Origin of the sequence: Bradyrhizobium zhengyangense (assembly GCF_022012555.1) — a bacterium.
GTDB classification, from domain to species: domain Bacteria; phylum Pseudomonadota; class Alphaproteobacteria; order Rhizobiales; family Xanthobacteraceae; genus Bradyrhizobium; species Bradyrhizobium zhengyangense.
In genome coordinates, this window is sequence record NZ_JAKLTZ010000015.1 from 119,022 (window position 1) to 145,545 (window position 26,524).

Annotated in this window: 22 protein-coding genes; 11 read left to right on the forward strand and 11 right to left on the reverse strand. The window is 64.5% G+C overall.

Annotated elements, in window-relative coordinates:
* Positions 1-918 (reverse strand): LysR family transcriptional regulator, encoded by a 918-nt coding sequence (locus L6639_RS35030; RefSeq protein WP_237866162.1) that lies wholly within the window; start codon positions 916-918, stop codon positions 1-3.
* Between the two features lie 154 nt (positions 919-1,072).
* On the opposite strand from L6639_RS35030, the gene L6639_RS35035 reads away from it, so the two are divergent.
* Entirely contained in the window at positions 1,073-2,146 is a 1,074-nt protein-coding gene (locus L6639_RS35035) for a tartrate dehydrogenase (protein WP_237866163.1), read from the forward strand.
* Positions 2,147-2,153: 7 nt separating this feature from the next.
* On the opposite strand, the gene L6639_RS35040 is transcribed toward L6639_RS35035, so the two are convergent.
* Both L6639_RS35040 and L6639_RS35045 read right to left on the reverse strand, forming a co-directional pair.
* On the reverse strand, positions 2,154-3,116 hold the full coding sequence (locus L6639_RS35040; RefSeq protein ID WP_237866164.1) for a LysM domain-containing protein: 963 nt from the start codon (positions 3,114-3,116) through the stop codon (positions 2,154-2,156).
* A 176-nt stretch (positions 3,117-3,292) separates the two neighbouring features.
* On the reverse strand, positions 3,293-3,895 hold the full coding sequence (locus tag L6639_RS35045; RefSeq protein WP_237866165.1) for a CGNR zinc finger domain-containing protein: 603 nt from the start codon (positions 3,893-3,895) through the stop codon (positions 3,293-3,295).
* 136 nt (positions 3,896-4,031) lie between these two features.
* Here L6639_RS35045 and L6639_RS35050 point away from each other — a divergent pair, with 136 nt between their 5' ends.
* On the forward strand, positions 4,032-4,727 hold the full coding sequence (locus L6639_RS35050; RefSeq protein ID WP_237866166.1) for an alpha/beta fold hydrolase: 696 nt from the start codon (positions 4,032-4,034) through the stop codon (positions 4,725-4,727).
* Positions 4,728-4,786: 59 nt separating this feature from the next.
* Positions 4,787-5,638 (forward strand): alpha/beta fold hydrolase, encoded by an 852-nt coding sequence (locus L6639_RS35055; RefSeq protein ID WP_237866167.1) that lies wholly within the window; start codon positions 4,787-4,789, stop codon positions 5,636-5,638.
* A gap of 21 nt (positions 5,639-5,659) precedes the next feature.
* Here the strand turns inward: L6639_RS35055 and L6639_RS35060 are convergent, their stop codons facing one another.
* Together L6639_RS35060 and L6639_RS35065 are read right to left on the reverse strand one after the other, a co-directional pair.
* Positions 5,660-6,649 (reverse strand): zinc-binding metallopeptidase family protein, encoded by a 990-nt coding sequence (locus L6639_RS35060; RefSeq protein ID WP_237866168.1) that lies wholly within the window; start codon positions 6,647-6,649, stop codon positions 5,660-5,662.
* Positions 6,650-7,064: 415 nt separating this feature from the next.
* Positions 7,065-7,784 (reverse strand): hypothetical protein, encoded by a 720-nt coding sequence (locus tag L6639_RS35065; protein WP_237866169.1) that lies wholly within the window; start codon positions 7,782-7,784, stop codon positions 7,065-7,067.
* 277 nt (positions 7,785-8,061) lie between these two features.
* Between L6639_RS35065 and L6639_RS35070 the strand changes: the two genes are divergently transcribed.
* A complete protein-coding gene (locus tag L6639_RS35070; RefSeq protein ID WP_237866170.1) occupies positions 8,062-8,985 on the forward strand; it encodes an ABC transporter ATP-binding protein in 924 nt (307 codons plus the stop codon).
* Positions 8,982-9,743 carry an ABC transporter permease gene (locus L6639_RS35075; RefSeq protein WP_237866171.1) on the forward strand — a complete coding sequence of 254 codons (762 nt, stop codon included), beginning with the start codon at positions 8,982-8,984 and terminating at the stop codon, positions 9,741-9,743. The genes L6639_RS35070 and L6639_RS35075 overlap by 4 nt, the downstream gene beginning before the upstream one ends.
* Before the next feature lie 29 nt (positions 9,744-9,772).
* Here L6639_RS35075 and L6639_RS35080 read toward each other — a convergent pair whose 3' ends face one another.
* Positions 9,773-10,096: a hypothetical protein gene (locus L6639_RS35080; RefSeq protein WP_237866172.1), complete on the reverse strand. Its 324-nt coding sequence runs from the start codon at positions 10,094-10,096 to the stop codon at positions 9,773-9,775.
* Between the two features lie 313 nt (positions 10,097-10,409).
* Here L6639_RS35080 and L6639_RS35085 point away from each other — a divergent pair, with 313 nt between their 5' ends.
* Complete coding sequence (locus L6639_RS35085; RefSeq protein ID WP_237866173.1) at positions 10,410-11,198, forward strand: L,D-transpeptidase; 789 nt, start codon at positions 10,410-10,412, stop codon at positions 11,196-11,198.
* Positions 11,199-11,200: 2 nt separating this feature from the next.
* On the opposite strand, the gene L6639_RS35090 is transcribed toward L6639_RS35085, so the two are convergent.
* Together L6639_RS35090 and L6639_RS35095 are read right to left on the reverse strand one after the other, a co-directional pair.
* Positions 11,201-12,466 carry a hypothetical protein gene (locus tag L6639_RS35090; RefSeq protein WP_237866174.1) on the reverse strand — a complete coding sequence of 422 codons (1,266 nt, stop codon included), beginning with the start codon at positions 12,464-12,466 and terminating at the stop codon, positions 11,201-11,203.
* Between the two features lie 54 nt (positions 12,467-12,520).
* On the reverse strand, positions 12,521-15,709 hold the full coding sequence (locus tag L6639_RS35095; protein ID WP_237866175.1) for a CHAT domain-containing tetratricopeptide repeat protein: 3,189 nt from the start codon (positions 15,707-15,709) through the stop codon (positions 12,521-12,523).
* Between the two features lie 136 nt (positions 15,710-15,845).
* On the opposite strand from L6639_RS35095, the gene L6639_RS35100 reads away from it, so the two are divergent.
* Entirely contained in the window at positions 15,846-16,844 is a 999-nt protein-coding gene (locus tag L6639_RS35100) for a glycerophosphodiester phosphodiesterase (RefSeq protein ID WP_237866176.1), read from the forward strand.
* Between the two features lie 108 nt (positions 16,845-16,952).
* On the opposite strand, the gene L6639_RS35105 is transcribed toward L6639_RS35100, so the two are convergent.
* Entirely contained in the window at positions 16,953-19,235 is a 2,283-nt protein-coding gene (locus L6639_RS35105; RefSeq protein WP_237866177.1) for a fused MFS/spermidine synthase, read from the reverse strand.
* Between the two features lie 216 nt (positions 19,236-19,451).
* On the opposite strand from L6639_RS35105, the gene L6639_RS35110 reads away from it, so the two are divergent.
* Positions 19,452-21,062, forward strand: a complete 1,611-nt coding sequence (locus L6639_RS35110) for a phytoene desaturase family protein (protein ID WP_237866178.1) — start codon at positions 19,452-19,454, stop codon at positions 21,060-21,062.
* A gap of 306 nt (positions 21,063-21,368) precedes the next feature.
* Here L6639_RS35110 and L6639_RS35115 read toward each other — a convergent pair whose 3' ends face one another.
* On the reverse strand, positions 21,369-21,524 hold the full coding sequence (locus tag L6639_RS35115) for a Flp family type IVb pilin (RefSeq protein ID WP_377802943.1): 156 nt from the start codon (positions 21,522-21,524) through the stop codon (positions 21,369-21,371).
* 160 nt (positions 21,525-21,684) lie between these two features.
* Between L6639_RS35115 and L6639_RS35120 the strand changes: the two genes are divergently transcribed.
* Positions 21,685-22,572, forward strand: a complete 888-nt coding sequence (locus tag L6639_RS35120) for a 50S ribosomal protein L11 methyltransferase (protein ID WP_237866180.1) — start codon at positions 21,685-21,687, stop codon at positions 22,570-22,572.
* Between the two features lie 159 nt (positions 22,573-22,731).
* Here L6639_RS35120 and L6639_RS35125 read toward each other — a convergent pair whose 3' ends face one another.
* Positions 22,732-22,911, reverse strand: coding sequence for a hypothetical protein (locus L6639_RS35125; protein WP_237866181.1), 180 nt, complete (start codon positions 22,909-22,911; stop codon positions 22,732-22,734).
* 185 nt (positions 22,912-23,096) lie between these two features.
* Here L6639_RS35125 and L6639_RS35130 point away from each other — a divergent pair, with 185 nt between their 5' ends.
* Positions 23,097-24,926 (forward strand): aminopeptidase P family protein, encoded by a 1,830-nt coding sequence (locus tag L6639_RS35130; protein WP_237866182.1) that lies wholly within the window; start codon positions 23,097-23,099, stop codon positions 24,924-24,926.
* Between the two features lie 226 nt (positions 24,927-25,152).
* On the forward strand, positions 25,153-26,433 hold the full coding sequence (locus L6639_RS35135; RefSeq protein ID WP_237866183.1) for a multidrug effflux MFS transporter: 1,281 nt from the start codon (positions 25,153-25,155) through the stop codon (positions 26,431-26,433).
* Positions 26,434-26,524 lie beyond the last annotated feature (91 nt).

Sequence of the window (26,524 nt, forward strand, 5' to 3'; positions counted from 1 at the left end):
TCACGCCTCCCGCGCATAGAAGCGCAGGCGCGCCTCCAACACCGCCAGCATCGCATCGCGGGCCGGATCACGCGAGCCGCGCAGCCAGGCCGCCGCCAGCGGCAGCCGGCCGACCGGTCCGCTCTGCTTCGGTCGGAGCGACACGAAGCGCACGTCCGTCACCGCCATCCGCGTGGTCCAGCGCGGAACGACGGCAACACCGAGCCTCGTTGCCACGAGATTGATGATGGTCTGCTTCTCATCGGCGACCTGCACGATGCGCGGCGTCAAGCCCGCCTGCTCGAACAGTTTGATCGTGAGGTCGTGGCTGTGCGGCCGCGATCGGCGGTCCGGCACCAGCATCGCCTCGCCGGCGATATCAGCCAGCGTGATCGATTTCCGTGCCGCGAGCGCGTGCCGCTGCGGAAACGCCACGATCGCGGTCTCCTGGAGCAGCGGGCGTAACTCGAGCCGCTTGTCCGCCGGGTCGGGAGGGCGAACGAAGGCGAGATCGAGCGCCCCTGTCAGGATCTTTGGCAATAACCTGATGGTCTTGTCCTCGATAAGCTGGACCGCGACGTCGGGATGCCTGGCGCGGAAGTCGCGCAGCAATGGCGGCAGCAACCCTGCCGCCGCGCTATCGACGGCACCGATCCGCAGCCGCCGCGCGGCACCTGCGCGCGAGCGGTTGCGCAAATTGCTCTCGACGGCCTCAACTCTAGCAAGGATGGCGCGGGCGTCGCGCAGCAACGTGTTGCCGTCCTCGGTGAGCGAGACCGCGCGGGTCGTGCGCGCGAACAGTCGCGCTCCCAGATCCTCTTCCAGCAGCCTGATCTGGCGGCCGAGCGCAGACGGCAGCATCTGCAAATGCTGCGCGGCGCGGCCGAAATGCAGCTGCTCGGCGGCCGCCACGAAGCATCGAAGCTGATGCAATTCCATAAAAGGACTTTCCTCGTTTCGCCAAGCGATGATTATATCATTTTTTTGTATAAACCAGCGCCAATTGAGTAACCCGACACGCCCGCCTAGACTCGGTGGCGAGGTGGACCATCCAGTTTCCGCAACTCCACCGCCATCTTCAACGGAGCTTCCCATGCGCACCCATTCGATCGCAGCAATCCCCGCCGACGGCATCGGCCCCGAGGTGATCTCTGCCGGTGTCCGCGTGCTGGAGGCGCTGGCCAGGCGCAGCGGCGACATCGCCTTCAACGTGAGGACGTTCGACTGGGGCTCGGACTATTACAAGAAGCATGGCGTGATGATGCCGGCCGACGGTCTCACGGAGCTGAAGAAGTTCGACGCGATCTATTTCGGCGCGGTCGGCGCCCCCGACGTGCCCGATCACATCACGCTGTGGGGCCTGCGCCTGCCGATCTGCCAGGGCTTTGACCAGTACGCCAACGTGCGTCCGACCAAGATCCTGCCGGGCGTGGCCTCACCGCTGCGCAATGTCGGCGTCGGCGATCTCGACTGGGTGATCGTGCGCGAGAACTCGGAAGGCGAATATGCCGGCATGGGCGGCCGCGCGCATAGGGGCCTGCCAGAAGAAGTAGGCACCGAAGTCGCCGTCTTCACCCGCGTCGGCGTCACGCGCATCATGCGCTATGCATTCCAGCTCGCGCAGTCGCGTCCGCGCAAATTCCTGACCGTGGTGACCAAGTCGAACGCGCAGCGCCATGGCATGGTGATGTGGGACGAGATCGCAGCCGAGGTCGCGACCGAATTCCCTGGTGTGACCTGGGACAAGATGCTGGTCGATGCCATGACCGTGCGCATGACGCTGCATCCGAAGAGCCTCGACACCATCGTGGCGACCAACCTCCACGCCGACATCCTCTCCGATCTCGCCGGCGCGCTTGCCGGCAGTCTCGGCGTGGCGCCGACCGGCAACATCGATCCGCAGCGCCGCTTTCCTTCGATGTTCGAGCCGATCCACGGCTCGGCCTTCGACATCACCGGCAAGGGTATCGCCAACCCGGTCGCGACGTTCTGGACCGGCGCACAGATGCTGGAGCATCTCGGCGAGAAGGATGCAGCCGCGCGGCTGATGAAGGCGGTCGAGCAGGTCTGTGCGGCCGGCGTGCTGACACCCGATGTCGGCGGCAAGGCGACGACAAGGGAAGTGACCGACGCCGTGATCGACGCGATCCACGGCTCGAACGTCTGAGCGAAAGCTACTTCTTCCGTCCAGAAGGTGCCGCCGGCGGCGGCACCGCCATCGCGGCCGCGGCCGCTGTGTCCGGCGGCGTCAAATGCCTGGGAACAATGATCGACTGGCCCGGCGTGAGCGTCGCATTCTCCGTCAGCGAGTTGCTCTGCGCGATGGCCCAGACCGGCACGCGATGGGTTGCCGCGATGCTCTCCATCGTATCGCCTGTGCGGACCGGTATACGCACGCCGCTGTCCCACAATTCGACCAGCGTGTCCCCGGGGACCTGATAACGCAGCGGCACGGCATCGGCCTCGGTCTGCCCCGCCTGGATGCGCGGCAACTGCGTCACCATTTCGACGATCTGGCGGTGGATGTCGTCCGACTTCTCGATGTTGATGTGCGTGACGCGGCTGTTCAGCTTCAGATCGTAGCTCGCGTAATGGCCGCGAAAGCCGGGCACCGCCACCACATCGCCGCCGCCGAGAACACTGTCTGACAGGAAGATGTTGATGAAGCGCTCGACGTTGAGCGGCACGTCGTCGGTCGCGTGCGCGGGATCGATAGCGATGACGAGGCTGATCGGGATGTTCTCCTTGGCCGCCATCTCGGAAATGAGGACCGAGCACAGACCGCCCATCGAATGGCCCATCAGCACGATCGGCGCCGGGCTCTCCTTGTAGCTGGCGATGGCGCGGTTGCCGATCAGGCGGCACAAGGTGAATTCGTAGACGTCGGACGAGAAGCCGGCCTTGGTCAGCTTCTCGCTGAGCCGGTCGATCCCGGTCGAGAAAAATGGCCCCATGGCGCCGCGAAACAAGTAGATCTTCGGCGGCGGCAGCGGCTCGACCGGCGGAGCAGGAGGCGGCGGCGCGACCACAGGACTCGCAGCCGGCTTCGGCTTGGCGGGTGAGGCCGCGGCCAGAGGAGGATTCAAGGCGAGCAGCACAAGAGCTGCCAACACCACAAGTCGCCTTGGATCAATCATCAAGTCCCGCAGTCCTACCACGAGGGGGCAAGCGCCCCCTCCGCGGCGGTTAGTGACCGCCGATTGGGTGGTTTTTGGGGCACGAAACCCGCCGGGTCAACCGGCTCCGTGACGCGCGATCAGCTGGTCAGCGACATCGTTGAGATCGTTGCCGACCAGTTGCGGCTGTGGCCCGATTATTGACGGCTCTTGAGTCTGCTCCGATGCGCCGCCTGCTTGGCCCGGTTGCCGCAGACCGCCATGATGCACCATCGCCGCGCACGGCGACGTGTGTGGTCCGCAAACAGCATCGTGCAGTTATGGCCCTCGCACGCTTTCACGTCCGAAAAGTCTTCGTCGCAGACGAACTTCGCCATCGCCTCGCCGATCGGCAACAGCAGCGACTCCGGTGATCGCCAGTGCCGCGTGGTCCGCAACGCGAGACCGTGATGGCTGACGTCGTGTCGCGGTTCGATCCGGCTAAAGACTTCGTCCTGTTCCAGAAGACTGTTCAGCGGACCGAGTTCTTTCAGAGCCGTCGCTGTCAGCGGCCGGCCCGCATGCTTGCGCACGAAGCCCCTGAACCATTCGCGCAAGGCCCGCGCCTGATCCGCGACCTTGTCCAACTCGTCGGGCTTCGCGCGTGCGCTCAACGCCTCCAGCTCGTCCGTGGGCACCAGTTTCGCCTGCGCCAGCCAATCGATCAGCCCGTCGCCATCGTCGATCCAGTCGACGGGCGTATCGACCGGCGTCGCGATCGAGTTGAGGAAATCGAGACCGACCGAGTCGGCGATGAACATGGCAGGCGGTCTGTTTGGCACGCTTGGCTCCCAGCCGAAAACAACCACAACGTAACCTGTAAAATACATATTGACAAGTTACTAAGCCAGTCGTAACCCTATTAGTGCTATTATACAGGTTACTGCAGAGGCAATGATGGCCAAGAGCGACGTCACGGTGGTCCTGGCCCACGGCGCGTGGGCGGATGGGTCGAGTTGGGCGCGGGTCATCACGGCCCTCGCTGCCGAGGGCATCAAGGCGAAGGCGGCACCGCTGCCGCTGACCTCACTCGCGGACGATGTCGCCGCCCTCAACCGGAGTTTGGATCGTACCAATGGCCCGATCGTGCTCGCGGGACACGCCTATGCCGGTGCGGTGATCGCCCTCGCGCGCCCCGAGCGGGTGAAGGCGCTGGTCTATGTGGCGGCGCTGGCGCCCGACGAAGGCGAGAAGGTTGCGGACGTGTTCTACCGTCTTCCTCCGCACCCACAGGCCCCCAAGCTTGCGCCCGACGACAATGGCCTGATCTGGTTGCCCGAGGACGCCTTCGCCGTGGCCTTCGCGCAGAACGCCGCCTCGGAAGATCACGCTGTGCTGACGGCCGTGCAGCGGCCGATCTCGTTGAATTGCATCACCGTGCCCGCGGGGCGCCCGCTCTGGAGGAACGTTCCGAGCTGGTTCTTGATTGCCGAGCAGGACCGCATGATCGTTCCAGAGACGCAGCGCTTCATGGCGGAGCGCATGAAAGCGAACATCCGTTCGCTCGCCGTTGATCGCACCCCAAGCGTCACCGCGCCCGGGGTCGTCGCCGACATCATTGGCGACGCAGTGCACGCGGTGAACGGCAAGTAGCACGCCACCGCGCGAGCATCGGATCTCATCTCGTCAAGGCAACACTAATGGAGACTATCATGACCTCCACCAGATATCGCACGGCCGACGTCAACGGCTTCAAGGTGTTCTATCGCGAAGCCGGTCGCCTCGGCGCGCCGAAGCTTCTGCTGCTGCACGGCTTCCCGAGGGCAGGTCACATGTTTCGCGACCTGATCCCGCTGCTGGCGGACAAGTTTCACATCGTCGCGCCGGACCTTCCAGGCTTCGGCCAGTCAGACATGCCTTCGCGCGAAACCTTCAGCTACACCTTCGACAACATCGCGCGCGTGATCGAGCGCTTCACCGAGGTGATCGGCTTCGACCGTTTTGCGATCTACGTCTTCGACTACGGCGCCCCGACCGGCTTCCGGCTCGCGCTCAGCCACCCTGAAAGGATCACCGCCATCATCTCGCAGAACGGCAATGCCTATGAGGAGGGCCTCAGCGACGGCTGGACTCCGATCAAGGCTTATTGGCAGGCCCCCTCGCCCGCCAATCGCGAGGCGCTGCGCGGATTTCTCACACCGGATACGACACGCTGGCAGTATACGCATGGTGTCCCCGATACGACCATGGTGTCGCCGGACGGCCAGAATCTCGACAATTTCTATCTCGCACGGCCGGACTCCGACGAAGTGCAGCTCGATCTGATCGGCGACTACAAGAGCAACGTCGCGCTCTATCCGGCTTTCCATGAGTATTTCCGCAAGCACAAGCCGCCTTTCCTCGCGGTCTGGGGCAAGAACGATCCATTCTTCATTCCGCCCGGCGCCGAGGCGTTCAAGCGCGACAATCCCAACGCCGTCGTGAAATTCTTCGACACCGGCCATTTCGCGCTGGAGACGCACGCAACGGAGATCGCCGATGCGATTCGCGCCTTCTTGACGTAACAGGAGCTGCCCGCTGCCGCGTTACGCCGCTAGCTTCTGTTGATCGCGAAACGCGCTGATCGCCATGTGGACGAGATGCAGCTTGCCCTTTACCGCCGGCGAGATGTCGAACGGATAGGCGTCGCTCATCCCAAGCGACCGGTTGAGTTCGTTGATGCCGCGGGACAGCGGCACCCATAACGCCAGCAGCGCCTCGAAGTCGCTCTCGAAATAAGGATCGGTCAGGGTCTGCCGGGCGCGCCCGTCCAGGGACAGCGGCAAGCCGGCCAACGAGTCGAGAGTCGACACGATGTGGAGAAAATGCGCGAAGGTCTCCGCCCAATCTTCCCAGGGATGCGACGTCGCGTATTCGCTGATGAAGCCGCGCCGGTCGTATGAACGATCGGCCCGACTGTAATAGGTACTGATCGCGGTCTGATAGTCCTGCGTCTCGTCGCCGAAGACCAGCTTGAACGGCGCCTGGAAAGTGGTGCTGTTGACCAGCAGGTCCCAGTAGAAGTGGCCGATCTCGTGCCGGAAATGCCCGAGCAGGGTGCGGTACGGCTCCCGGAATGCGACGCGACGGGCCTCGCGCTCGACGTCGTCAGCTTCCGCCAGATTGAGCGTGATCACCCCCGCAAGATGCCCCGTCAGGATCGGATTGACGTCGTCGGAGAGAATGTCGAACGTCACCTGCGCGCCGCTGCGCGATACCAGCGGGAGTTGCAAGCGGCGGAGGTCGTAGAGAAGACGGCGCTTGGCTTCCTCCATGCGCCGCCAGAGCATGATGTTTCTCGTGCCGCCAAGGTCAGGAGTCGTGCGCGTCAGACGGCAGGATCCGCAATACCAATCCGCACCCTCGACGCACCAGTTACAGCCGATGATCTCGCGATTGCGGCAGGCCTGGTTCGGCCCAAGCTTTCTCATGTCGATGCATGCGGCGTCGAACGCCAACTGAGTGCCACAATTTGCGCACGCGACGTGCTCGAACGAAACGGGCTCTCGGCACGACGGACACTGAAATTCTTTCACGTACTGCAGTCCTGAACCGACGGCTCACCGGAAAACGGGCTATGACTTCGCGGAGCCCTTACCGCTTATAGCGGAAAGCAACGCGCGCTGCATCCGGAGTGCGTGCTGCCGCAACAAGCCGGCCCGCGTCGCACTCAAACGGGTCGATCGCGGCTGCGACGTGTTTGCGGGCGCACTTTCGGCGACCGGTCGAGCCGCCCACATACGTTCGGGCTGGACAAGCATGGGGCCGACGTCTCGTCTCTTTGCCATGGTGTGACAACACCAGATTGTGCGCCGGGTTCCTCAAAACGCCTCCGAAGAACCCACTTGTTGGCATCGCGATCGATTGGTTGATGCATGGGCAAGACAATGCCGCCGACGACACTCAAGTCGACGGCGGCACGATCAAATCAGCATCTTCAGGCGCCAGGCTTCAGTTCCTCGCCGGCGCCGTTGCCGCCGCCGAGCGTGCGGCCCGCGGTGCGGTGCCGGGTTCGGCGACCGGTCCAGCCGGACCGCGCGAGCGGGCGATCGCTGCGTCGATCTCGGCGATGACGCGGCGCTGGATCGCCTCGTTCTTGTCGATGGTGATGTGGCCGACGCCGCTGCCGCGAACGTCGACATTGTCGAGCTTGCCGCGGAGGCCAGACGCGGCGCGCACGGGTTCGCCCGGACCGTCGCCGATATAGATGTTGATGTAGCGCTCGGCGCCGGTGGAGAGCTTGGTCTTGAACACGGAGTCGAGGCCGATCGCGAGCTTCACGGGCACGCCGAGCTGGTTGAGCTTGGCGATCATGTCGGGTAGCGCGGTTGCGCCCGAGGAATGCCCGACCAGCACGATGGTCTTGAGGCGGCCGGCCTTGTAGGCGGTCGCGGCTTCATCGGCGAGCGAGGACCAGGACACGAAGTTCGCGACGGTCACCGGGATGCCCTGCGCCTCGAGCCTTGAGCCGATCGTGTCGAGCCCGAGCGAGAAGATGTTGAGCACACCGCGGAGCAGATAGACATGCGTCGTCGCGGCTGCCTGGGTCGGCGCCGCCTTGGCGGTGGTCGGGTTCATGGCAACAGCTGACAGCAGGAGCAGGCAGATCGCCCACACCCGGAGGGCGGGCAACTGGCTTGCGCCGGCGGTGTGACGGCCGTTCAGTCTCATTTGTTTTTCCCTGGGGACATACGCTTTGCGATTGGCTGGAATCGTAGCCCCGGCCCGCTCGCAGACGCAACAAAGAGCCGCGTGAACGGCGATCTTCGCCGCTGTCCGTGACCATCGCGCAACACCTGCCCGAAACCTACCACCGAAGGGCCGGTTTTGAGACCATTTTTCTCCAGGCGATTGCGACCGGGCAAGGCCGTTCCTATTTCGGGGGTCCGCCGGACGCCCCCGCCAGGGTGCAGGTTCCGGCGCATCCCCCCACCCCTAGCGGGCCCTCATGTCCTCCATCATTTCCGTCGCCAACCTGTCGAAGACCTATGGGTCTGGGTTCAAGGCACTCAAGAACGTCAATCTCGACATCAAGCGCGGCGAGATCTTCGCGCTGCTCGGCCCGAATGGTGCCGGCAAGACCACGCTGATCTCAATCATCTGCGGCATCGCCAATCCGAGCGAAGGCAGGGTTTTGGTCGGCGGCGAGGACATCCAGACCTCCTACCGCAAGGCCCGCTCGCTGATCGGCCTCGTGCCGCAGGAATTGCACACCGATGCCTTCGAGAGCGTGTGGGCGACCGTGAGCTTCTCCCGCGGCCTGTTCGGCAAGCCGAAGAACCCCGCCCATATCGAGAAGGTGCTGAAGGACCTCTCGCTCTGGGACAAGAAGGACAACAAGATCATCACGCTTTCCGGCGGCATGAAGCGCCGCGTGATGATCGCCAAGGCGCTCTCGCACGAGCCGCAGATCCTGTTTTTGGACGAGCCAACCGCCGGCGTCGACGTCGAGCTGCGCAAGGGTATGTGGGAAGTGGTGCGCGGCCTGCAGCAATCCGGCGTCACCATCATCCTCACCACGCATTACATCGAGGAAGCCGAGGAGATGGCCGACCGCATCGGCGTCATCAACAAGGGCGAGATCGTGCTGGTCGAGGACAAGACGACCCTGATGCAGAAGCTCGGCAGGAAACGGCTGACGCTGCACCTGCAGAACAAGCTCGGTGCGCTGCCGGAGAGCCTCAGCCAATACAAGCTCGACCTCTGCAACAGCGGCGCGACGCTGGTCTACGACTACGACACCAAGGGCGAGCGCACCGGCATCACCAGCCTGCTCAGCGACCTCCGCACCGCCGGTATCCGCTTCAACGATCTCGACACGACCCAATCGTCGCTCGAGGACATCTTCGTCGACCTCGTGAGGACGTCATGAACCACCGCGCCATTCGCGCCATCTACCTTTTCGAAATGGCACGCACCTGGCGCACGCTGCTGCAAAGCATCGTCTCGCCCGTCGTCTCGACCTCGCTCTATTTCGTGGTGTTCGGTGCTGCGATCGGCTCCCGCATCAGCCAGGTCGAGGGCGTGAGCTACGGCACCTTCATCGTGCCGGGCCTGATCATGCTCTCGGTGCTGACGCAAAGCATCGCCAACGCCTCGTTCGGCATTTACTTCCCGAAATTCACCGGGACGATCTACGAGATCCTGTCGGCGCCGATCTCCTACTTCGAGATCGTGCTCGGCTATGTCGGCGCCGCCGCGACCAAGTCGATCATTCTGGGCCTGATCATTCTCGCCACGGCCGGGCTGTTCGTGCCGCTGCACATCCATCATCCGGTCTGGATGCTGGCCTTCCTGGTGCTGACGGCGGTCACCTTCAGCCTGTTCGGCTTCATCATCGGCATCTGGGCGGACGGGTTCGAAAAGCTGCAGATGATCCCGATGCTGGTGGTGACGCCGCTGACCTTCCTCGGCGGCAGCTTCTATTCCATCGACATGCTGCCGTCGACCTGGCGCACGCTGGCGCTGCTCAACCCCGTCGTCTACCTGATCTCCGGCTTCCGCTGGAGCTTCTACGAGATCGCTGATGTCAGCGTCTCCGTCAGCATCGGCATGACGGTCGCGTTCCTGGCGATTTGCCTCGCCGTGATCTGGTGGATCTTCCGGACGGGTTATCGGCTGAAGAACTGATGCGGCCAGTAGCTCGGATGGAGCGGCACCTACCGATAGCAACGGAAGTGGTGATAGCCGTCATAGTAGCCGCGGCAATGGCGGCGGCCGTGGTACGGAATGCCCAGGATGCCGTCGACGGCGCCCACAGCGCCACCGACACCGGCTCCGACGACACCGCCGACCGCACCGCCCACCGGACCGGCGATCCTGTTACCTTCATAGGACCCTTCCTGGGCACCGCGCACGATACCCTGGGCGTGGCCGGTTCGCGGTAGCGGCAACAGGGCGAGCAGGACGGCAGCGACTGCGAACAGCAGGCGGACAGGCAAGCCGGCCGGCATAGCGGCGGCGATAGCACGGGCTTTGTTCATCTTGAGTCCCCGGAAGAGACGGCGGCGAAAGCCGCCGAACGGTAGGACATGATCAACGCGCGAGGCGGCCAAATGGTTGCGTCTTTGTGACGAATTGTCGGCGTTATGAACGTCTGTCCGCTCGCGAAAATGTCAGCGGCGCCAGAGCCGGCGCGGCACAAAGCGGCCTTGCTTACGCCCGGCATCGCGTTAACGATGGCAGGAAGGCTAGCTCGGCAGGCCGCTGGAACGAAAGCCGGATTGCAGGCATAGTGCATGCCGGGGGACGGTGAGCCGCGGCGCTAGCAAGAACAGGCCGGAGGCCAGACGTCAGATGCGTTCCTTTTTCATTGCGTTCACTTCGCTATTGCTTTTGGGCGCGGGCACCGCGCAGGCCAAGGTCGACATTACCGTCGACAAGGACAATCAGCAGATGACGGTCGTGGTCGACGGCGTGACGCGCTACCACTGGCCGGTGTCGACAGGCATCCCCTCGCGCGAGACGCCGAACGGCTCCTTCCGCGCCTTCCGCATGGAAGAGGATCACTTCTCCAAGGAATTCGACGACGCGCCGATGCCGCACTCGATCTTCTTCACCAAGATCGGGCACGCCATCCACGGCACCGACTCGGTTGGACGATTGGGCACGCCCGCTTCGCATGGCTGCGTGCGGCTGTCGCGTCAGAACGCTTCGACGCTCTACGCACTGGTGCAGGAGCAAGGCGTGCTCAACACCACTGTGACTCTCACCGGATCTGCGCAGGTCGCGCTGGCCCGCAACCCGCACGGCCGCGCCAACAATGCGGTGGCCCGCGCCCAGCAGCCGGCCGAAGAGCAGTACACCACCTCAGGCGATCCCGTCAGCCTGACGCCGCCGATGCAGCCTGCGCGGCGCTATGACGACAACTACATCTATCCCGCCGACGGCAGCGACACCGGTGCGCGCTATCCGGCGCCGCGCCCGATCTCCCGCCCCTATGGCACGCAGGTCTACCAGCAGCTGCCGCAACCACAACCGGGCTACGGCTACGATCCGGCCTATAGCCAGCAGCAGGGCTACTACTATCAGCAACAACAGCCGCGCCAGTATTACCAGCCGCGTAACTATTACTACCAGAACTGACGCTATTGTTTGAACGCGGCCTCGCCGCGTTCAACGATTGTCCGCGCAGCATCGACGAAGGCGCGCGCGACCGGCTCGAGGATGTCAGGTCCGGTCGCGCTGAGATCGTCCGCGGGCGTGTGGAAGGTTTGATGGCGGCCGGCCATGCCGAGGAAATTGGCGTAGCCAGCCGCATGGACGTCACGAAGCTCTCCGACCGCCTGCTTCTCCGTTACCAGGCGTTTGGCCGCAACCCCAGCAAAGGCCTCGTCCGTCAGCGCAACGGCTGACTTGCTGAGCACCAGATAGCGCTCCTCCTCCGGCGTGCTGGTACGCGCGCCTTCCGCCAAGCCATAGCACGCGTTCGACGAGCCGAAGTGAATCCAGGCCAGCGTCTCCTTCGGCGCGGGCGCACCGTCCTTCAGGAACAGCTCCATGCCGCCATGGCCGATCTCGTGGCCTGCGGTGGCGATGAAGACGAAATGCGCAGGCCATTTCTCCGCAGCCGCGGTGCGCGCCAGCGCCAGGAAATTGGCAATGCCGGGACCGCGCTCGCAGACACAAGTGTACCAGCCGGTCATCGGCGTGGAGACCACGATGGTCGGCCCACGGCCCATGCCGGTCTCGGCGATGACATTGCGCCCGGACACATTGCGCTCGTAATGACCTGAAACTTCGAACGTGACAGGCGCGGCTGATGCGAGCGCACGCTCGAATGTCGCACGCGCCTTGGCGCCGACCACCATCACCGGCACCGGCCAGGGTGTGTCCTCCTGCGCGACGTTGTAGGCGAAACGATCATCGGCGGGATTGCCTATCATCAGCAGAATCGCGGCGGGCTTCTTTGCTGCGGCCTCTGCGATCGCAGCACGATGGGCCGGACCAAGATAGGCGCCACGATCGAACGGCAGCTCGAGCCAAAGAATCTTGCCGGCAACATCGCCATCGCGCACGAGCGGCGCCGACAGATGGAAGCTGGCCTTGTCCTCCGGCGGCCACCAGAACGGCGTCGCCTCGACAGACGTGCCGGCCGCTTCAGCGCTGGCTTTTTCGACGGCATACTGCCGGCCCAGCACGACGGGCTGGAACTTGATCGCGTAGCCGGCTCCGGACAACTCGCCCGCAATCCAGTCGGCCGTCGCACGATCGCCGGATGAGCCGAAGCGGTGCAGACCGAAGGACGCATAGCGCGCCACATCGGCGTAGAGACTTGCGCCAGACAACACGTCCTTGGCCGCCGCCTGTCCAACCATCAGAGCCGCCGTCGTTGCAATGAAGATGATCCGCATGTGAGTAGCTCCGGATCTTTTTTGCAGACCAGTTTCGGCTTTCTTCGGCCGTCGTCAACCACCCTCGCCGACCAGCACGAATGGCGCCCACACGGCCGGATCGGCGTTACGCGGGGACGTCCGATCCGCAATCAGGGCCTTCATCGACCGCCGCAACGCCTCGGCACGGCCGATGCCGGGATGCGCGGTGAGCTCGGAGAACGCGCCCGTGGTCAGACGCACCGCCGCATCGGAATCGACCGGCCAGTGCGAAACCAAGAGCGCCCGCGCGCCGGCATAGAAGAAGGCGCGCGCGAGACCCGACAGGCCTTCCGCGCCCGGCTTGTCGCCCGCGGCGGTGTTGCAGGCCGACAGCACCGCCCAGTCGGCATCGAGCTTGAGTTTTGCGACACGGCTCGCGGTGAGCAAACCGTCGTCATCGCCGGTTGGCCGGTCCGGCAGCGTCAGCACCAGCGCGGGCTCGCTGAGGCCGTTGACCTCACCTGCGACCAGCCCATGCGTGGCGAAATCGACGACACGGTATTGGTCCAGCGGCAGCTGGTTGACGTTGGTCACGGTCGCGGCTGCGCCGAGCTTGACGTCATCCTGCGGCGAGGCTCTGAGCGCCCTCGCCACGGCCTGGAGCTCGCCTGCGGTCTCCGGCAGCGCCGGCAGGCCGGTGCGCAGGCGGTCGAGATCAACGGCAGAGCCCTCATAATAATTCTTGTAAGGCTGCACGTTGCGTCCTGCGCGCTTGTCGCCGGGCGTGCTTTGGAACACCGGATCGCCAAAGCCGATGAACGGCTTTTGGGCACGCGAGTCCCTGGCAAAACTGCGCAGCGCGCGCAGGCTCGGCACCGAGGGCAGCACCGTAATGGCGTGATCGTTGAGCAGCCACGCGGCCCGCCGGTAGCGATCTGCGGATGCACCATCGGGCTTCTTTGTCACCAGCACGTGAAACGGCAGGCTGGTCAGCGCGCCCGCAGGGACGATCAGCAGTTTCGGCTTGCCGGCGATATCGGCGCCGATCGGGCCGAACAAGGCGTTGTAGAAATCGAACGACGCATCGAGGTCGAACGCGGATCTTGCCGCCTCGGGATCGCTGAGCCCCAGCCGCAGATGCGCGACGCGGTCGCTGATCTCGCGGCTGCCGAGGGTGATCCGGCGTAGCGCGCTCGCCTCGCGCGTCACCGCGAAAGCATAGGTCGTGTCAGCGAGCACGATGAACGCCACCAGCGCCTCGTCCGGCTTCAACAAGCCTTGCGTCTGCGCAAGCGACAGCGGCTGCGGATTGGACAGGTCGGCATAGGCCGGAAAGCTGCGATCAAGCTGCGCCGCGACGTCATCGAGCGACTTCTGCGTTTGCGACATTTGCGCACGCAGGCTCGCAATCAGCTGGTCGTTGCGCTTTCCATCTCCCCGCCCAAGCTCGGACGTCACGCGCTTGTCGAGCGTCTCGAGGCTCGCCTTCAGATCCTGCTGCCGCCGCACCAGCCCCGCGATCGCATCATTGCCGGCACCGAAGCGGGCCGCCATCTGCGCCAGCGCAGCGCCCGCCTTGGTCTCATGCGCGCGCTGCGCGGCACCGAAGGCTTCGTCCCTGGCTGCGGCGTCGGGCCTGCCGCCGGAGACACGCCAGACCGCATCGATCAGCCAGGGATCAAGCTCGGTGAAACGAGTGAATTGAACGGTCCTCTGCGCATTGAGCGCGGTCTCGGCGATCCGCAACCTTGCCAGCGCATCCTGCCATTTCCCGTCACGACGATCGACGTCGGCGAGGTTGATGAGCGTTGCGATGCTGTCGTGATGGTTCGGCCCGAGCTTGTTCTGGGCGATCGTCAGCGCGCGGTCGAGCCGGCCGCGAGCCTCAATTAGGTTGCCTGTCTGCAGGTCGAGCAGCGCGACGGCGCGCAGATCCTTGATCAGTTGCGGGTGCGCTTCGCCAAGCACGCGCTCGTCGATCTCGAGGCAGCGCACCAGATATGGCCTGGCTTCGTCGGTCTTGCCGGCCTCCATCAAGGCCTGTCCGAGTGAGCCCGCCGCCAGCGCGCTCGCGCCGCTGCCTTCGCCGAATTTGCGCTCCATCACCGCCAGCGAGCGGCGGTAGAGGTCGAGCGCCTGCTCGTTGCGGCCGAGGCTGGCATAGCTGTTGGCGAGATTATTGAGGGCGCGTCCGACATCGGGGCTATCGGGGCCAAAGGCCTTTTCATCGATTGCGAGCACGCGCTCCTGCAGGCCGGCGACGGCTTCGTTCTTGCCTTGCGCCGAATAGACGTTGGCAAGGTTGTTCAGCCCGATCGCCGTGGTGGGATGGTTCGCCCCGTAGATCCGCTCATAGGCCTGCAGCGTCTGCTGATAGAGCTTCTCGGCCTCGGTGTAGCGCGCCTCATGCTCCAGCACAGTCGCGAGATTGCCCATGGTGGCGGCAACGTTCGGATGCGCATCGCCGCTGCGCGCCCGCGCGATGGCCAACGCGCGCCGCATCGTGGCTTCAGCGTCGGACAACCGGCCGGCATCGAGATAGAGGTTGCCGAGATCGTTCAGCATCTTGTCGTAGTTCGGCGCAGCTTCTGCGTTGCCGCCAAAGCTGCGGTCGAGCAGATCAAGCCCCCGCTTCAACGTCCGCTCGCCGTCGTCGAAGTGCCCCTGCAGACCGTAGACATCGCCGAGATTATCCAGGGCGGAAGCAACATCGATCGGCGGCGCGTTGGCAGCCTGCAACCCCGCGAGCACGCGTTCGAAATAACCGGCCGCTTCCTTGTAGTTCTCCCTGTCGCGCGCCAATCCGCCGAGCGCGGCCAGCGTGTCCGAGAGACGGACGTCATTGGCGCCGAACGCGGTGGTGCCGAGCGCCAGCGCCCGTTCGGCCACCGTCGTCGCCTCGGCCCGCCGGTCGAGCATACCGAGCGATCCGACCAGGAGGTTGGAGGTACGTAGCGTCGAGGCAACGTCGTTGTTGCGAAGCTTGATGGCGAGCGCGGCATTGAGCTTGTCGACGGCCTCGCCGTAGCGCCCGAGATTGTGCAGGAACATGCCCTCGTTATGCAGCACGCCTGCATAATTGACGTTGTCGGCGCCCTGGCGGCGCCTCACGAGGTTTTCCAGCTTCTGCGCGGCAGCCAGCCCCTCGGCCCAGCGCCCTCCTTGCGTCGCCGCGTTCATCTGCGCGAGGAGCGCATCGAAGTCATTGGCGCGCTGGGCGGAAGCTGGTCCGCAAGCCAGGACCGCGAGGAAGAATGCGACGAACAAGGGGGCGCGTCTCATGTGAAAATCCCGTCACGCGCATCGAATGGCAATCCTGAGAGGATAAGGGCGCCGGCGCCCCCTGTCGACCACGGGACTGGACGAATGCAGCGAAGATTTCATATGCTTTTTCTTTTCACTTGCGCTGTGAGCTCTGATGCCGTCACGTGTTGCGACAATTCTGACCGTGCTTTCGGTTCTCACCACAGGACAAGCCATGACTGGCAAGGCGATGGCGTTCGATCTCGAGGCGCATCGCGGTGGACGGGCGCTGCTGCCGGAAAACACCCTGCCAGCCTTCGCCAACGCACTCACGATGGGCGTGGACACGCTCGAGCTCGACGTCGGCGTGACCTCGGACGGCGAGGTGGTCGTGTCGCATGAGCGCGGCCTCAATCCCGATCTCGCGCGGGATGCGAACGGCGCTTATGTCGCGGCACCGGGCACGCCCTTCGTCAAGCTGCGGTTCACCGATGTCAGAACTTACGATGTCGGCCGGATCCGGCCGGACAGCGCCTACGCCAAGCAGTTTCCCGACCAGCGTGCCGTGCCGGGGACGCGCATTCCCACACTGAAGGAGCTATTCGCGCTGGTGCGCAAATCCGGCAACGAACGCGTGCGCTTCAATATCGAGACCAAGATCGATCCGGATCATCCCGATGAATCGCTGGGGCCGCAGGCCTTCGTCACGAAGCTGCTCGGCGTGATCGAGGACGAGAAATTCTTCGACCGCGTCATGATCCAGTCGTTCGACTGGCGGACGCTGCTGCTCGTTCAGCAGCAGGCCCCGAAAATTCCAACCGTGTACCTGACGCTGCAGCGCGGCTCGGCACCGACGAACGCCCTCGACAAGGCCACCAGCTGGACCGCCGGCTTCAACCCGGCCGATCACGGCGGCTCGCTGCCGCGCACCATCAAGGCCGCGGGCGGTGCGGTGTGGTCGCCCTATTTCGGTGACGTAACCGCGGCGCTCGTCACGGAGGCCCATACGCTGGGATTGCGCGTCGTGGTCTGGACCGTCAACAAGCCAGACGACATGGCCCGGATGATCGAGTTCGGCGTCGACGGCATCATCTCCGACAGGCCGGACCTGCTGAGGCAGATCGCCGGCGAGAAGGGCATCGCGCTGCCGGCTGGGACGCCGGTCCAGCCGTAAAGCGCGATGAGATTTGGCTGAATCGTCGTCGCGCTTTAGCTCTTTGTTTGAGCATGATCTTTCGGAAAACCGCTTCACACTTTTCTGGATCATGCTCTAGCAAGCGAGCTACTGCTCCCCGTACCGCAAGCGCCGGTACAGCGCGCCGAGGATGTTGGAATAGTCGTCGGTCCAGACCCGCACCTTCTCGTCGGGGTCGGTCTCCTCCCACTGCTTGGAGGACGCCAGCTTGCCGACGTCTTCGGCCTCGCGCGCGGAGATGACGACGTCGGTCGAGAAGATGTAATCGGCATCGCGGCCCGAATCCTCGTCATAGACCCAGCTCTTGAGATCGTTGGCGTCGGCGATCCCCACCACGACGGGCTCGAGATCGAGATGCCGGTTGGAGACGTGCATCACCACGGCGCCGTGCGGGGTGAGCTTGTCCTTGTAGATCTTCATCGCCTCTTCGGTTGCGAGATGAATCGGGATCGCATCCGACGAATAGGCGTCGACGATGATGAGGTCGTAGATGCCGTCGGGCTCTCTTGCGAAGGTGAGGCGCGCGTCGCCAATCACCGGCTTCAGGTTCGGCAGGCAGCTCGAGATGTAGCGAAAATTCTTCGGGTCGCGCGCAGCATCCACCATGGACTGGTCGATCTCGAAGAATTTCCAGTCCTCGCCGGGCTCGGCGGCGCAGGCAAGCGTGCCCGATCCGACACCGATAGCCGCGACCTTCAACGGCGCACCCTTGCGCTCGCGGATCGCGGTGATGGCCTGACCGATGCCACCGTCCTTGTGATAGTAGGTGATCGGCTCGGGTCGGCCGGTGACCGGCGTGCCGTCATTGTTGCGGAAGCGCTCAGCACCGTGAATCGTGGTGCCGTGCATCAGCACATGGAAATAGCCGCCTGGCGTCTCCACGATCTTGTGCACGCCGAAGAAGCTGCGAACCGTCGTGACGCGGCCTTCGTCGGCCGGATAGATCCGCGTCAAGGCCAGCGCCAGCGCGACGGTGGCAAAGATCTTCCAGCGGCCGGCATTGAGCGCGAGCGCCAGCAGCGCTGCAAGCACGCCGACGGCGCCGGCGACCCAGACGCGCTGATCCTCGAACCAGGTCGTGAGTCCGCCCGTCGTGTAGGACGGTACAATCAGCGCGACCGCGAGCACGGCCAGTGCCAGCCAGTACCATCTCACGATGCCCGCAAGACGCTCGTTCGCCGACGGCCGGCACAGCGCGGCAAGCGCGACCAGGATCGGGTATTCGGCGATCCATGAGAAGGTGAAGGGCGCGACGAGACCGGCGAACAGGCCGCCGACCATGCCGCCGAACGACAGCGCGACATAGAAGCCGGTCAGGTACTTTGCGGCCGGCCGCGTCCGCGCCAATTCGCCGTGGCAAGCCATGGCGATGATGAAGAAGCAGAGTTGATGGCCGCCGAGCGTCAGCAGCAAATTCTGCTCGCCGCCAAAGGCCAGCAGGATGACGACGCCCGCGATCGCGACAGGCTGGAGCATCAGCATCCATTTGTGCGGCAACAGCGGCCGCGACTGGAACACCACCACCCAAGTCAGGAGATACAGCGACAGCGGCAGCACCCATAGCAGTGGCGCCGCCGCGACGTCGGTGGAGATATGCGCTGTGACCGCGATGAGCAGGCCTGACGGCACCGCGGCGAGGAAGATCCAGCGCAGCCGCGTCGCAATGCCTGGCGCCGGCGCATTCGCCTCTTCGGTCCGCACATCGGCCAATGCAACCTTCGGCGAGCGAAGCAGCAGAACTCCGCAAGCGGCGATCAGCAGAATGAGAAGGCCATAGCCGCCGGTCCAGAGCCGGTTCTGCGCATGCAACGTGAACATCGGCTCCAGCAGAAAGGGATAGGACAGCAGCGCAAGGAAGCTGCCGATATTCGAGGACGCATAGAGGAAGTACGGATCGCGGCCATCAGGGTGGCCCGTGCGGACGAACCAGGCCTGGAGCAACGGGTTGTTGGCAGCGAGCGCGAAGAACGGCAAGCCGATTGACATTACGAACAGGCCGAGCAGCCAGAATGCGTAGCCCGACGCCGGCGGCTCGCCATAGGCGCTGGCGATGCCAAGCGGGAGCGTGACGAAAGCCGCGATCAGCAGCACCAGATGCACCACGATCGGGACCATGCGGCTTTTGACCTGCATCAGCAGATGCGCGTAGGCATAACCCGCCAGCAGCAACGACTGGAAAAACACCATCGCCACGGACCACACCGCCGGCGAGCCGCCGAGCCGCGGCAGCACCATTTTCGTGAACAGCGGCTGCACCGAAAACAGCAGGAGCGCGCTGACGAAGATCGCGGCGGTATAGACCGTCAGCAGCAGCCGGTTGCGCGAGGCGGACGGCTGCTCCGTGGCGGCGGGTTGCACGATCGAATCCATGGGAGCTCCGGCTTTCCCCCGGCGGGCGCCGGGCGCGCGCAATGGAGCACACCGCGCCTGAACGGGCAATAAAGGGTGTCGTGATGTTGCAGCGAGGAATGCTTGATATAGAGATGTCATTCCGGGGCGCCTCGAAGAGGCGAACCCGGAATCTCGAGATTCCGGGCCAGGTCCTTCGGACCATCCCGGAATGACAGCGGAACACCAGAACTCCTCATGACCGAAACCGACGTCGTCATCATCGGCGCTGGCCATAATGGCCTCACCTGCGCGGCCTATCTCGCGATGGCGGGCTTGCGCGTGCATGTTGTCGAGCGCCGCAAGGTGGTCGGCGGGGCCGCGGTCACGGAGGAGTTTCATCCAGGCTTTCGCAACTCGGTCGCGGCCTACACGGTGAGCCTGCTCAATCCGCAGGTGATCCGCGACCTCGGACTTACAGAGCAAGGCCTGTGCGTGGTCGAGCGGCGTGCGCAGAACTTTCTGCCGGCGCCCGGTGGCGCCTATCTCCTCACTGGCGAGGGCCGGACGAGAGCGTCGGTCGCGCGGCTCAGCGCGCGCGATGCCGATGCGCTCGACGGCTTTTCGCGCGAGCTCGAGGACATTGCCGACGTGCTGCGACAGTTCGTGCTGCGCGCGCCGCCGAACCTGCTCGACAGTTTTGGCATTGGCGCGATCCGCGAGGCCGCGAATGCGCTCGCGACGGCAAACATCCTGCGCGTCCTGACGCTTGAGCAGAGCCGCAGCCTGCTCGATCTCTTCACCCGCTCTGCCGGCGAGATGCTGGACGAACGGTTCGAGCACGATCTGGTCAAGGCGCTGTTCGGCTTCGATGCCATTGTTGGCAATTATGCCAGCCCTTACGCCGCCGGCTCGGCCTATGTGATGCTGCATCACGCCTTCGGCGAGGTGAACGGCAAGAAGGGCGTGTGGGGCCACGCCATTGGCGGCATGGGTGCGATCACGCAGGCGATGGCGCGCGCGGCACGCGGGCGCGGCGTCACGATCGACCTTGATGCCGGCGTGCGCGAGGTGATCGTCGAGCGCGACCGCGCCGTCGGCGTGGTGCTGGAGAACGGCAAAACCATTCGCGCGAAATATGTCGCGGCCAACGTCAATCCAAAGCTGCTCTATACGCGGCTCATCTCCACCGACGCCCTGCCCGCAGATTTTCTCGCCCGCATCCGCCACTGGAAGAACGGCTCCGGCACCTTCCGCATGAACGTGGCGCTGGACCGCCTGCCCTCCTTCACGGCATTGCCCGGCAGCGGCGACCACCTCACCTCCGGCATCATTCTGGCCCCTGATCTCGGCTACATGGACCGCGCCTATCTCGATGCGCGGGTGCAGGGCTGGAGCAAACAGCCGATCGTCGAGATGCTGATCCCCTCGACGCTCGACGACACGCTCGCGCCTGCGGGGCAACATGTCGCGAGCCTGTTCTGCCAGCACGTCGCGCCGGAGTTGCCCGACGGCAAGTCCTGGGACGACCATCGCGAGGAGGTCGCCGATCTCATGGTCGCGACGGTGGACAGTTACGCGCCGGGCTTTGCCGCAAGCGTGCTCGGCCGCCAGATACTCTCCCCGCTCGATCTGGAACGGCAATTCGGCCTGTTAGGGGGCGATATCTTTCATGGCGCGCTGACGCTCAACCAGCTGTTCTCGGCGCGTCCGATGCTGGGTCATGCCGATTATCGCGGACCGCTGAAGGGCCTCTATCATTGTGGCTCGGGCGCTCATCCCGGCGGCGGCGTCACCGGCGCCCCCGGCCACAATGCGGCACAGACGATCTTGCGAGATCACCGCAGCCTGTTCGCAAGCCGTGGATAGGCCTGTGGATGGGCTGTGGACGGGCCTGTTGGCAGCTCTGTTGGCAAAGCTGTGATGAAGCGGTGGGATCCTCCCGCTACCGCCGGGTGCAACCAGGTATCAAGCTGTGGAGAAGGGACTGGATCGACGGCGGACAAGCCGGTGGAAGGCTGCACAATTGCGAGTGGATAAGCTGTGGGCACAGGCGATGTCAGCCTCGCTTGCCCAAAAACGACATCGCCCACCGGGGGGCAACTCCCCGGCGGGCGGTCGTCGAAAAAGCCGTCTATGAAGAAAATTGCCCCGCCGGGAAATGGGAGGCAGAAATCACTTCAAGGAGGTGCTAATCGAACCGAACTTGTCGTTCATCGTGGTGCCCAGGCTGTTCACCACAGTGATGATCGCCAGCGCGATACCGGCCGCGATCAGGCCGTATTCGATCGCAGTCGCGCCGGATTCATCGGACCAGAACTTCGAAATCATATGCTTCAAGACTCGCCTCCATTTCCATTCCGAGCGGTGTTGGTTGGAACATCAGGAAATCTACGGAGGACAACCTACGGTCCAGTTAACCTGGGAACCGCAAGTTATGCGGAAAATTGGGAACAAAAGTTCCCCAAATTGAATTCAACGGAACCCTTGCATGCAGCCCCTGCCCACCCATCGCGCCAGCTTTTCGATCGGCAACGAGGCGGCTGCCAAGCGTGTCGTCGATGTGCTCACGGAGGTATTTTTCGACGGCGATGCCGCGGTCGCCGCTTTCGAGCGGCCGGACGGACAATGGGACGTCACGCTGCATTTCGCCGAGGCGCCGGATCAGGAATTGCTGCGCGAACTCGTTGCAACTTCAGCAGGAAATGACATCGCCGCCACGCTTGCCTTCGACACGGTCGAGGCCAAGGACTGGGTCAAGGCGAGCCTGGCGGACCTCGTGCCGGTGCCGGCCGGACGCTTCGTCGTCCATGGCAGTCACGACCGCGACCATGTGGCGCCAAACAAGCTCGCCATCGAGATCGAGGCTGCGCTCGCCTTCGGCACCGGACACCATGGGACCACGCGCGGCTGTTTACTTCTGCTTGACCATGTCCTGAAACATGCGCGGCCGAAGTGCGTGCTCGACCTCGGCACCGGGACCGGCGTGCTGGGGATCGCGGTTGCCAAGGCGCTGCATCAGGCGGTGCTGGCCTCGGACATCGACCCGCCCTCGGTACGGGTTGCAGCCGAGAACGCGGCCCTGAACGAAACAGGTCAATATTTGCGGGTGATCCGCGCCACAGGCTTTGCCGCGCCGGACTTTGCCAAAAGCGGTCCGTTCGACCTGGTGCTGGCCAACATCCTGGCCAATCCGCTGCGGCAATTGGCGGGCCCGATGGCCCGGTATCTTGCGCCCGGCGCTCGCGTCATCCTCTCCGGCCTGCTGACTCACCAGGCCCCCGCCGTGATCGCCGCCTATCGCGCCCGCGGCCTGGTGCCGATGCGGCATCTGCGGATCGAGGGATGGAGCAGCCTGTTGCTAAGGAAGGTGGGGTGAGCGAGGTGCGCTCCCTCGCCCCGCTTGCGGGAAGAGGGTTGGGGTGAGGGGGAGTCTCCACGGGGACGGTGAGAGTTGAACTCGCGGAGAGTCCCCCTCACCCGATCGCTTCGCGATCGACCTCTCCTCGCAAGCGGGGCGAGGTGGAAAAAGAGCGCCCTACTCCGCCGGCTTCTCGTCCTGGCTCGTCGCGCGCTCGCCCTGCAGCGCCCGCCTTGCCCGACGTTCGGCGAAACGGTCCATCACCTGGCTGATGAGGCCGCGCGGCTTCTTCGGTGTCGTTGCAGCCGGCGCGCGGCGCACCGGCGGCGAAATCTTCTCAAAGGTGAACGCTGGCATCGTGTGTCCCCTCGCCGTTGAGATGAACCACTTGCTCGAACTTCCCTGTTATCCGGACGAAGCGCAACAGCCGCATCCATTACTCCACTCAATTCGAATGGGATATTTTCAAGCACAGTCCATGCCAGATGAGGGGGCAATTGCGTCTACATTGCGGACTGATCCCCATGATCCTAAACTGAGCCATGTTCGAAGCACACTTCCAGACATTCGAGGAGCCCGAGGCCGGCGTCGCATTGACGGCGCGCCTCGCTGCGCTTCGCGAAGAACTCGCCCGCCGCAAGCTGACCGGCTTCGTCGTTCCGCGCGCCGATCAGCAGCAGAATGAGTATGTGGCGCCCTCCGAAGAGCGGCTCGCCTGGCTGACCGGCTTCACCGGTTCAGCGGGGCTTGCCGTGGTGCTGGCCCAGGAAGCCGCCTTGTTCGTCGACGGCCGCTACACGATCCAGGCGGCCAAGCAGGTCGACGCCAAGGCATGGGCGGTGGAATCGCTGATCGATCCCCCACCGGAGAGCTGGGTCTCGGCGCATCTCAAATCGGGCGATCGCCTAGGATTTGATCCGTGGCTGCACACTTTTGCGGCAGCCGAGCGCCTTTCCGCCGCTTGCACCAAGGTCGGTGCCGAGCTGGTCGCGGTCGACAGCAATCCCATCGACGCGGTCTGGCAGGACCGGCCGCAGCCGCCGATCGCACCGGTCGCGATCCACGGCCTGCAATATGCCGGCGTTGCCGAGGCCGAGAAGGTGGCGCAGATCAAGAACCAGATCGAGAAGCTGGGCGCCGATGCGCTGGTGCTGTCGGACAGCCACGCGGTCGCCTGGACCTTCAATATCCGCGGCGCCGACGTCGCGCATACGCCGCTGCCGCTGTCCTACGCGCTGGTGCCGAAGGTCGGCCGTCCCACCGTGTTCATCGACAACCGCAAGCTCTCCAATTTGACGCGTGACCATCTCGAGCAATCGGCCGACGTGCGCGAGCCCGATGCGCTGGCGCCGACGCTGATGGCGCTGGCCAAGAGCGGCGCTGCGATCGCACTCGACGGCGCCACCGCGGCCGACGCGCTGAGCCGCTTGATCGCTGATGGCGGCGGCAAGCCGCTGCGCGGCAGCGATCCGATCGCGCTGCTGAAGGCCGTCAAGAACGCGACCGAGATCAAGGGGACGCAGACGGCGCACCGCCGTGACGCCATCGCACTTGCGCGCTTCCTCGCCTTCATCGATCGCGAGGCGGGAAGCGGCAAGCTCACCGAGATCGACGCGGTGGAGGCGCTGGAGACGTTCCGCCGCGACACCGGCGCGTTGAGGGACGTGTCGTTCCCGACCATCTCAGGCACCGGCCCGAATGGCGCTATCGTACATTACCGCGTCACCCGCAAGAGCAACCGGCGGATCGTGCCCGGCGATCTCCTGCTGATCGATTCCGGCGCACAATATGAAGACGGCACCACCGACGTCACCCGCACCATGGCGATCGGCGAGCCGACGGACGAGATGCGCGACCGCTTCACGCGCGTGCTGCGCGGCCATATCGCGATCGCGCGCGCGGTGTTCCCCGACGGCACCACGGGCGCGCAGCTCGACACGCTGGCGCGGCAATATCTCTGGGCCGCCGGAATCGATTTCGAGCACGGCACCGGCCACGGCGTCGGCAGTTATCTCAGCGTGCACGAAGGCCCGGCGCGGATCTCGAAGCTCGGCACCACGCCGCTGAAGCGCGGCATGATCCTCTCCAACGAGCCCGGCTACTACAAGACCGATGGCTTCGGCATCCGCATCGAGAACCTCGAGCTGGTGGTCGCGGCCGACATCAAGGACGCCGAGAAAGCGATGAACGCGTTCGAGACGCTGACGCTCGCGCCGATCGACCGCCGGCTGATCGATGCCGCGATGCTCAGCCGCGACGAGCTCGCCTGGCTCAATGCCTACCACGCGCGCGTTCGCACTGAAGTGGGGCCGGCGCTGGACGAGGCGACAAAGGCCTGGCTCGATCAGGCTACGGCGGAGCTGAAGGCTTAAGCGGCTTCCGCATGGCGCTACGCGGTTTGCGCAAGGCTCCGCCGCCTTTTGCCCGCGATTGCGACTGTCTCGGCGCGTTCCTCGCTGCGCATCTCCGTAAAGCGACGGCTTCCCACGCACCGTTATTATAACGGTCCCGGAATCGGTATAGCCGCATTCCGAAACGCCGATATCCGTCCTGTGCGACCACGCTACAGTCCGATTCGACTTCGAAAGACGGACACGCATGCACGGCATGATCAGCAGGACGCCGGAGACGGCGAACAAGAACATCGCGACCTCGCGCGTGGTGTTGCTGTTGCTGGTCGTCATGACCGGGATCGCGCCGATCTCGCTCTACATCCTGGTTCCGGCACTGCCCGTGCTGGCGACCACGTTCGGCCGCGACATCTCGATCGCGCAGATGACGGTGTCGCTGTACATGGTCGGCATCGCGCTGTCGCAGCTCACCATGGGGCCGCTGTCGGACAAGTTCGGCCGTCGTCCGGTGCTGCTTGGCGGCCTTGCGCTGATGGTCGCGGCGAGCGTCGCCTGCATCTTCGCCGAGACCTTGCCGCAGCTGATCGCGGCGCGCTTCTTCCAAGCCCTCGGCGGCGCCTCGGGCATGGTGATCAGCCGCGCCATCATCCGCGACATCTATGAGCGCGAGCGCGTCGCCTCCATGATCAGCCTCGTGGTCGCAGCCTTGATGATCGGCCAGATGGTCTCGCCGCTGACCGGCGGCCTGATCGAGACCGCGTTCGGCTGGCGCGCGATCTTCTACGCCGTCACGTTCGGCGCGGTCGCCGTTGCCGTCGGCATCGCAATCGCGCTGCCGGAGACGCGGCGCGATCGCGCGGTCGGCAGCGGTGGCTTTCGCAGCGACGTCGGCAGCCTGATCAAGAGCCGCGCCTTCATCGGCTATGTGATGTGCCAGGTGCTGGCGTCGCAAATCATCTTCACCTTCGCAGGCGGCGGTCCCTACATCGTGGTGACGCAGATGGGCCGGACCAGCGCCGAATATGGCGCGTGGTTCGCGACGACCGGCTTTGCGTATCTCGTCGGCAATCTGCTCTGCGTGCGCTTTGCACCGCGGCACTCGCTGGAGAAGCTGATCTGGTTTGGCCTGGCGCTGCAACTCTGCGGCAGCCTGCTGAACCTGCTCTGGAGCTTCATCGGCTGGAACGAGGCTCCAAGCTGGCTGTTCGGCACGCAGATGATCGTGATGGTCGGCAACGCCTTCGTGATGGCCAATTCCGCCGCCGGCGCCATCAGCATCCGCCCCGAGGCCGCCGGCACTGCGTCGGGCGCCATGGGCTTCCTCCAGCAAGGCATCGGCGCGCTGATGTCGCAATCCGGCGCCTATCTCGGCGGCCATTCCGCAACGACGCTGCCGCTGACCTCGGCCGTCCTTGCAATCTCGCTGCTCTGCGCCTGCATGATGGCCTTCGTCGTGCCGCGCCGCGAGATCGTGGTGAGCGAGGAAATGATCGAACAGGCAGAGGAGGAAGAGACGGGGATGATGTGAGGCGCGGCGCGTCCTAAAGCGGGATGGTTTTAGTCTGAATCGATTTGGGATTCCCAAATCAGTTAGTTTCTGATTCACCATGCTGGCTGGA

Coding starts and splice junctions, on each gene's coding strand:
- L6639_RS35030 (WP_237866162.1), bottom strand. CDS start 918: ATGGAATTGCATCAGCTTCGATGCTTCGTGGCGGCCGCCGAGCAGCTG.
- L6639_RS35035 (WP_237866163.1), top strand. CDS start 1,073: ATGCGCACCCATTCGATCGCAGCAATCCCCGCCGACGGCATCGGCCCC.
- L6639_RS35040 (WP_237866164.1), bottom strand. CDS start 3,116: ATGATTGATCCAAGGCGACTTGTGGTGTTGGCAGCTCTTGTGCTGCTC.
- L6639_RS35045 (WP_237866165.1), bottom strand. CDS start 3,895: ATGTTCATCGCCGACTCGGTCGGTCTCGATTTCCTCAACTCGATCGCG.
- L6639_RS35050 (WP_237866166.1), top strand. CDS start 4,032: ATGGCCAAGAGCGACGTCACGGTGGTCCTGGCCCACGGCGCGTGGGCG.
- L6639_RS35055 (WP_237866167.1), top strand. CDS start 4,787: ATGACCTCCACCAGATATCGCACGGCCGACGTCAACGGCTTCAAGGTG.
- L6639_RS35065 (WP_237866169.1), bottom strand. CDS start 7,784: ATGAGACTGAACGGCCGTCACACCGCCGGCGCAAGCCAGTTGCCCGCC.
- L6639_RS35070 (WP_237866170.1), top strand. CDS start 8,062: ATGTCCTCCATCATTTCCGTCGCCAACCTGTCGAAGACCTATGGGTCT.
- L6639_RS35075 (WP_237866171.1), top strand. CDS start 8,982: ATGAACCACCGCGCCATTCGCGCCATCTACCTTTTCGAAATGGCACGC.
- L6639_RS35080 (WP_237866172.1), bottom strand. CDS start 10,096: ATGAACAAAGCCCGTGCTATCGCCGCCGCTATGCCGGCCGGCTTGCCT.
- L6639_RS35085 (WP_237866173.1), top strand. CDS start 10,410: ATGCGTTCCTTTTTCATTGCGTTCACTTCGCTATTGCTTTTGGGCGCG.
- L6639_RS35090 (WP_237866174.1), bottom strand. CDS start 12,466: ATGCGGATCATCTTCATTGCAACGACGGCGGCTCTGATGGTTGGACAG.
- L6639_RS35095 (WP_237866175.1), bottom strand. CDS start 15,709: ATGAGACGCGCCCCCTTGTTCGTCGCATTCTTCCTCGCGGTCCTGGCT.
- L6639_RS35100 (WP_237866176.1), top strand. CDS start 15,846: ATGCCGTCACGTGTTGCGACAATTCTGACCGTGCTTTCGGTTCTCACC.
- L6639_RS35105 (WP_237866177.1), bottom strand. CDS start 19,235: ATGGATTCGATCGTGCAACCCGCCGCCACGGAGCAGCCGTCCGCCTCG.
- L6639_RS35110 (WP_237866178.1), top strand. CDS start 19,452: ATGACCGAAACCGACGTCGTCATCATCGGCGCTGGCCATAATGGCCTC.
- L6639_RS35115 (WP_377802943.1), bottom strand. CDS start 21,524: ATGATTTCGAAGTTCTGGTCCGATGAATCCGGCGCGACTGCGATCGAA.
- L6639_RS35120 (WP_237866180.1), top strand. CDS start 21,685: ATGCAGCCCCTGCCCACCCATCGCGCCAGCTTTTCGATCGGCAACGAG.
- L6639_RS35125 (WP_237866181.1), bottom strand. CDS start 22,911: ATGCCAGCGTTCACCTTTGAGAAGATTTCGCCGCCGGTGCGCCGCGCG.
- L6639_RS35130 (WP_237866182.1), top strand. CDS start 23,097: ATGTTCGAAGCACACTTCCAGACATTCGAGGAGCCCGAGGCCGGCGTC.
- L6639_RS35135 (WP_237866183.1), top strand. CDS start 25,153: ATGCACGGCATGATCAGCAGGACGCCGGAGACGGCGAACAAGAACATC.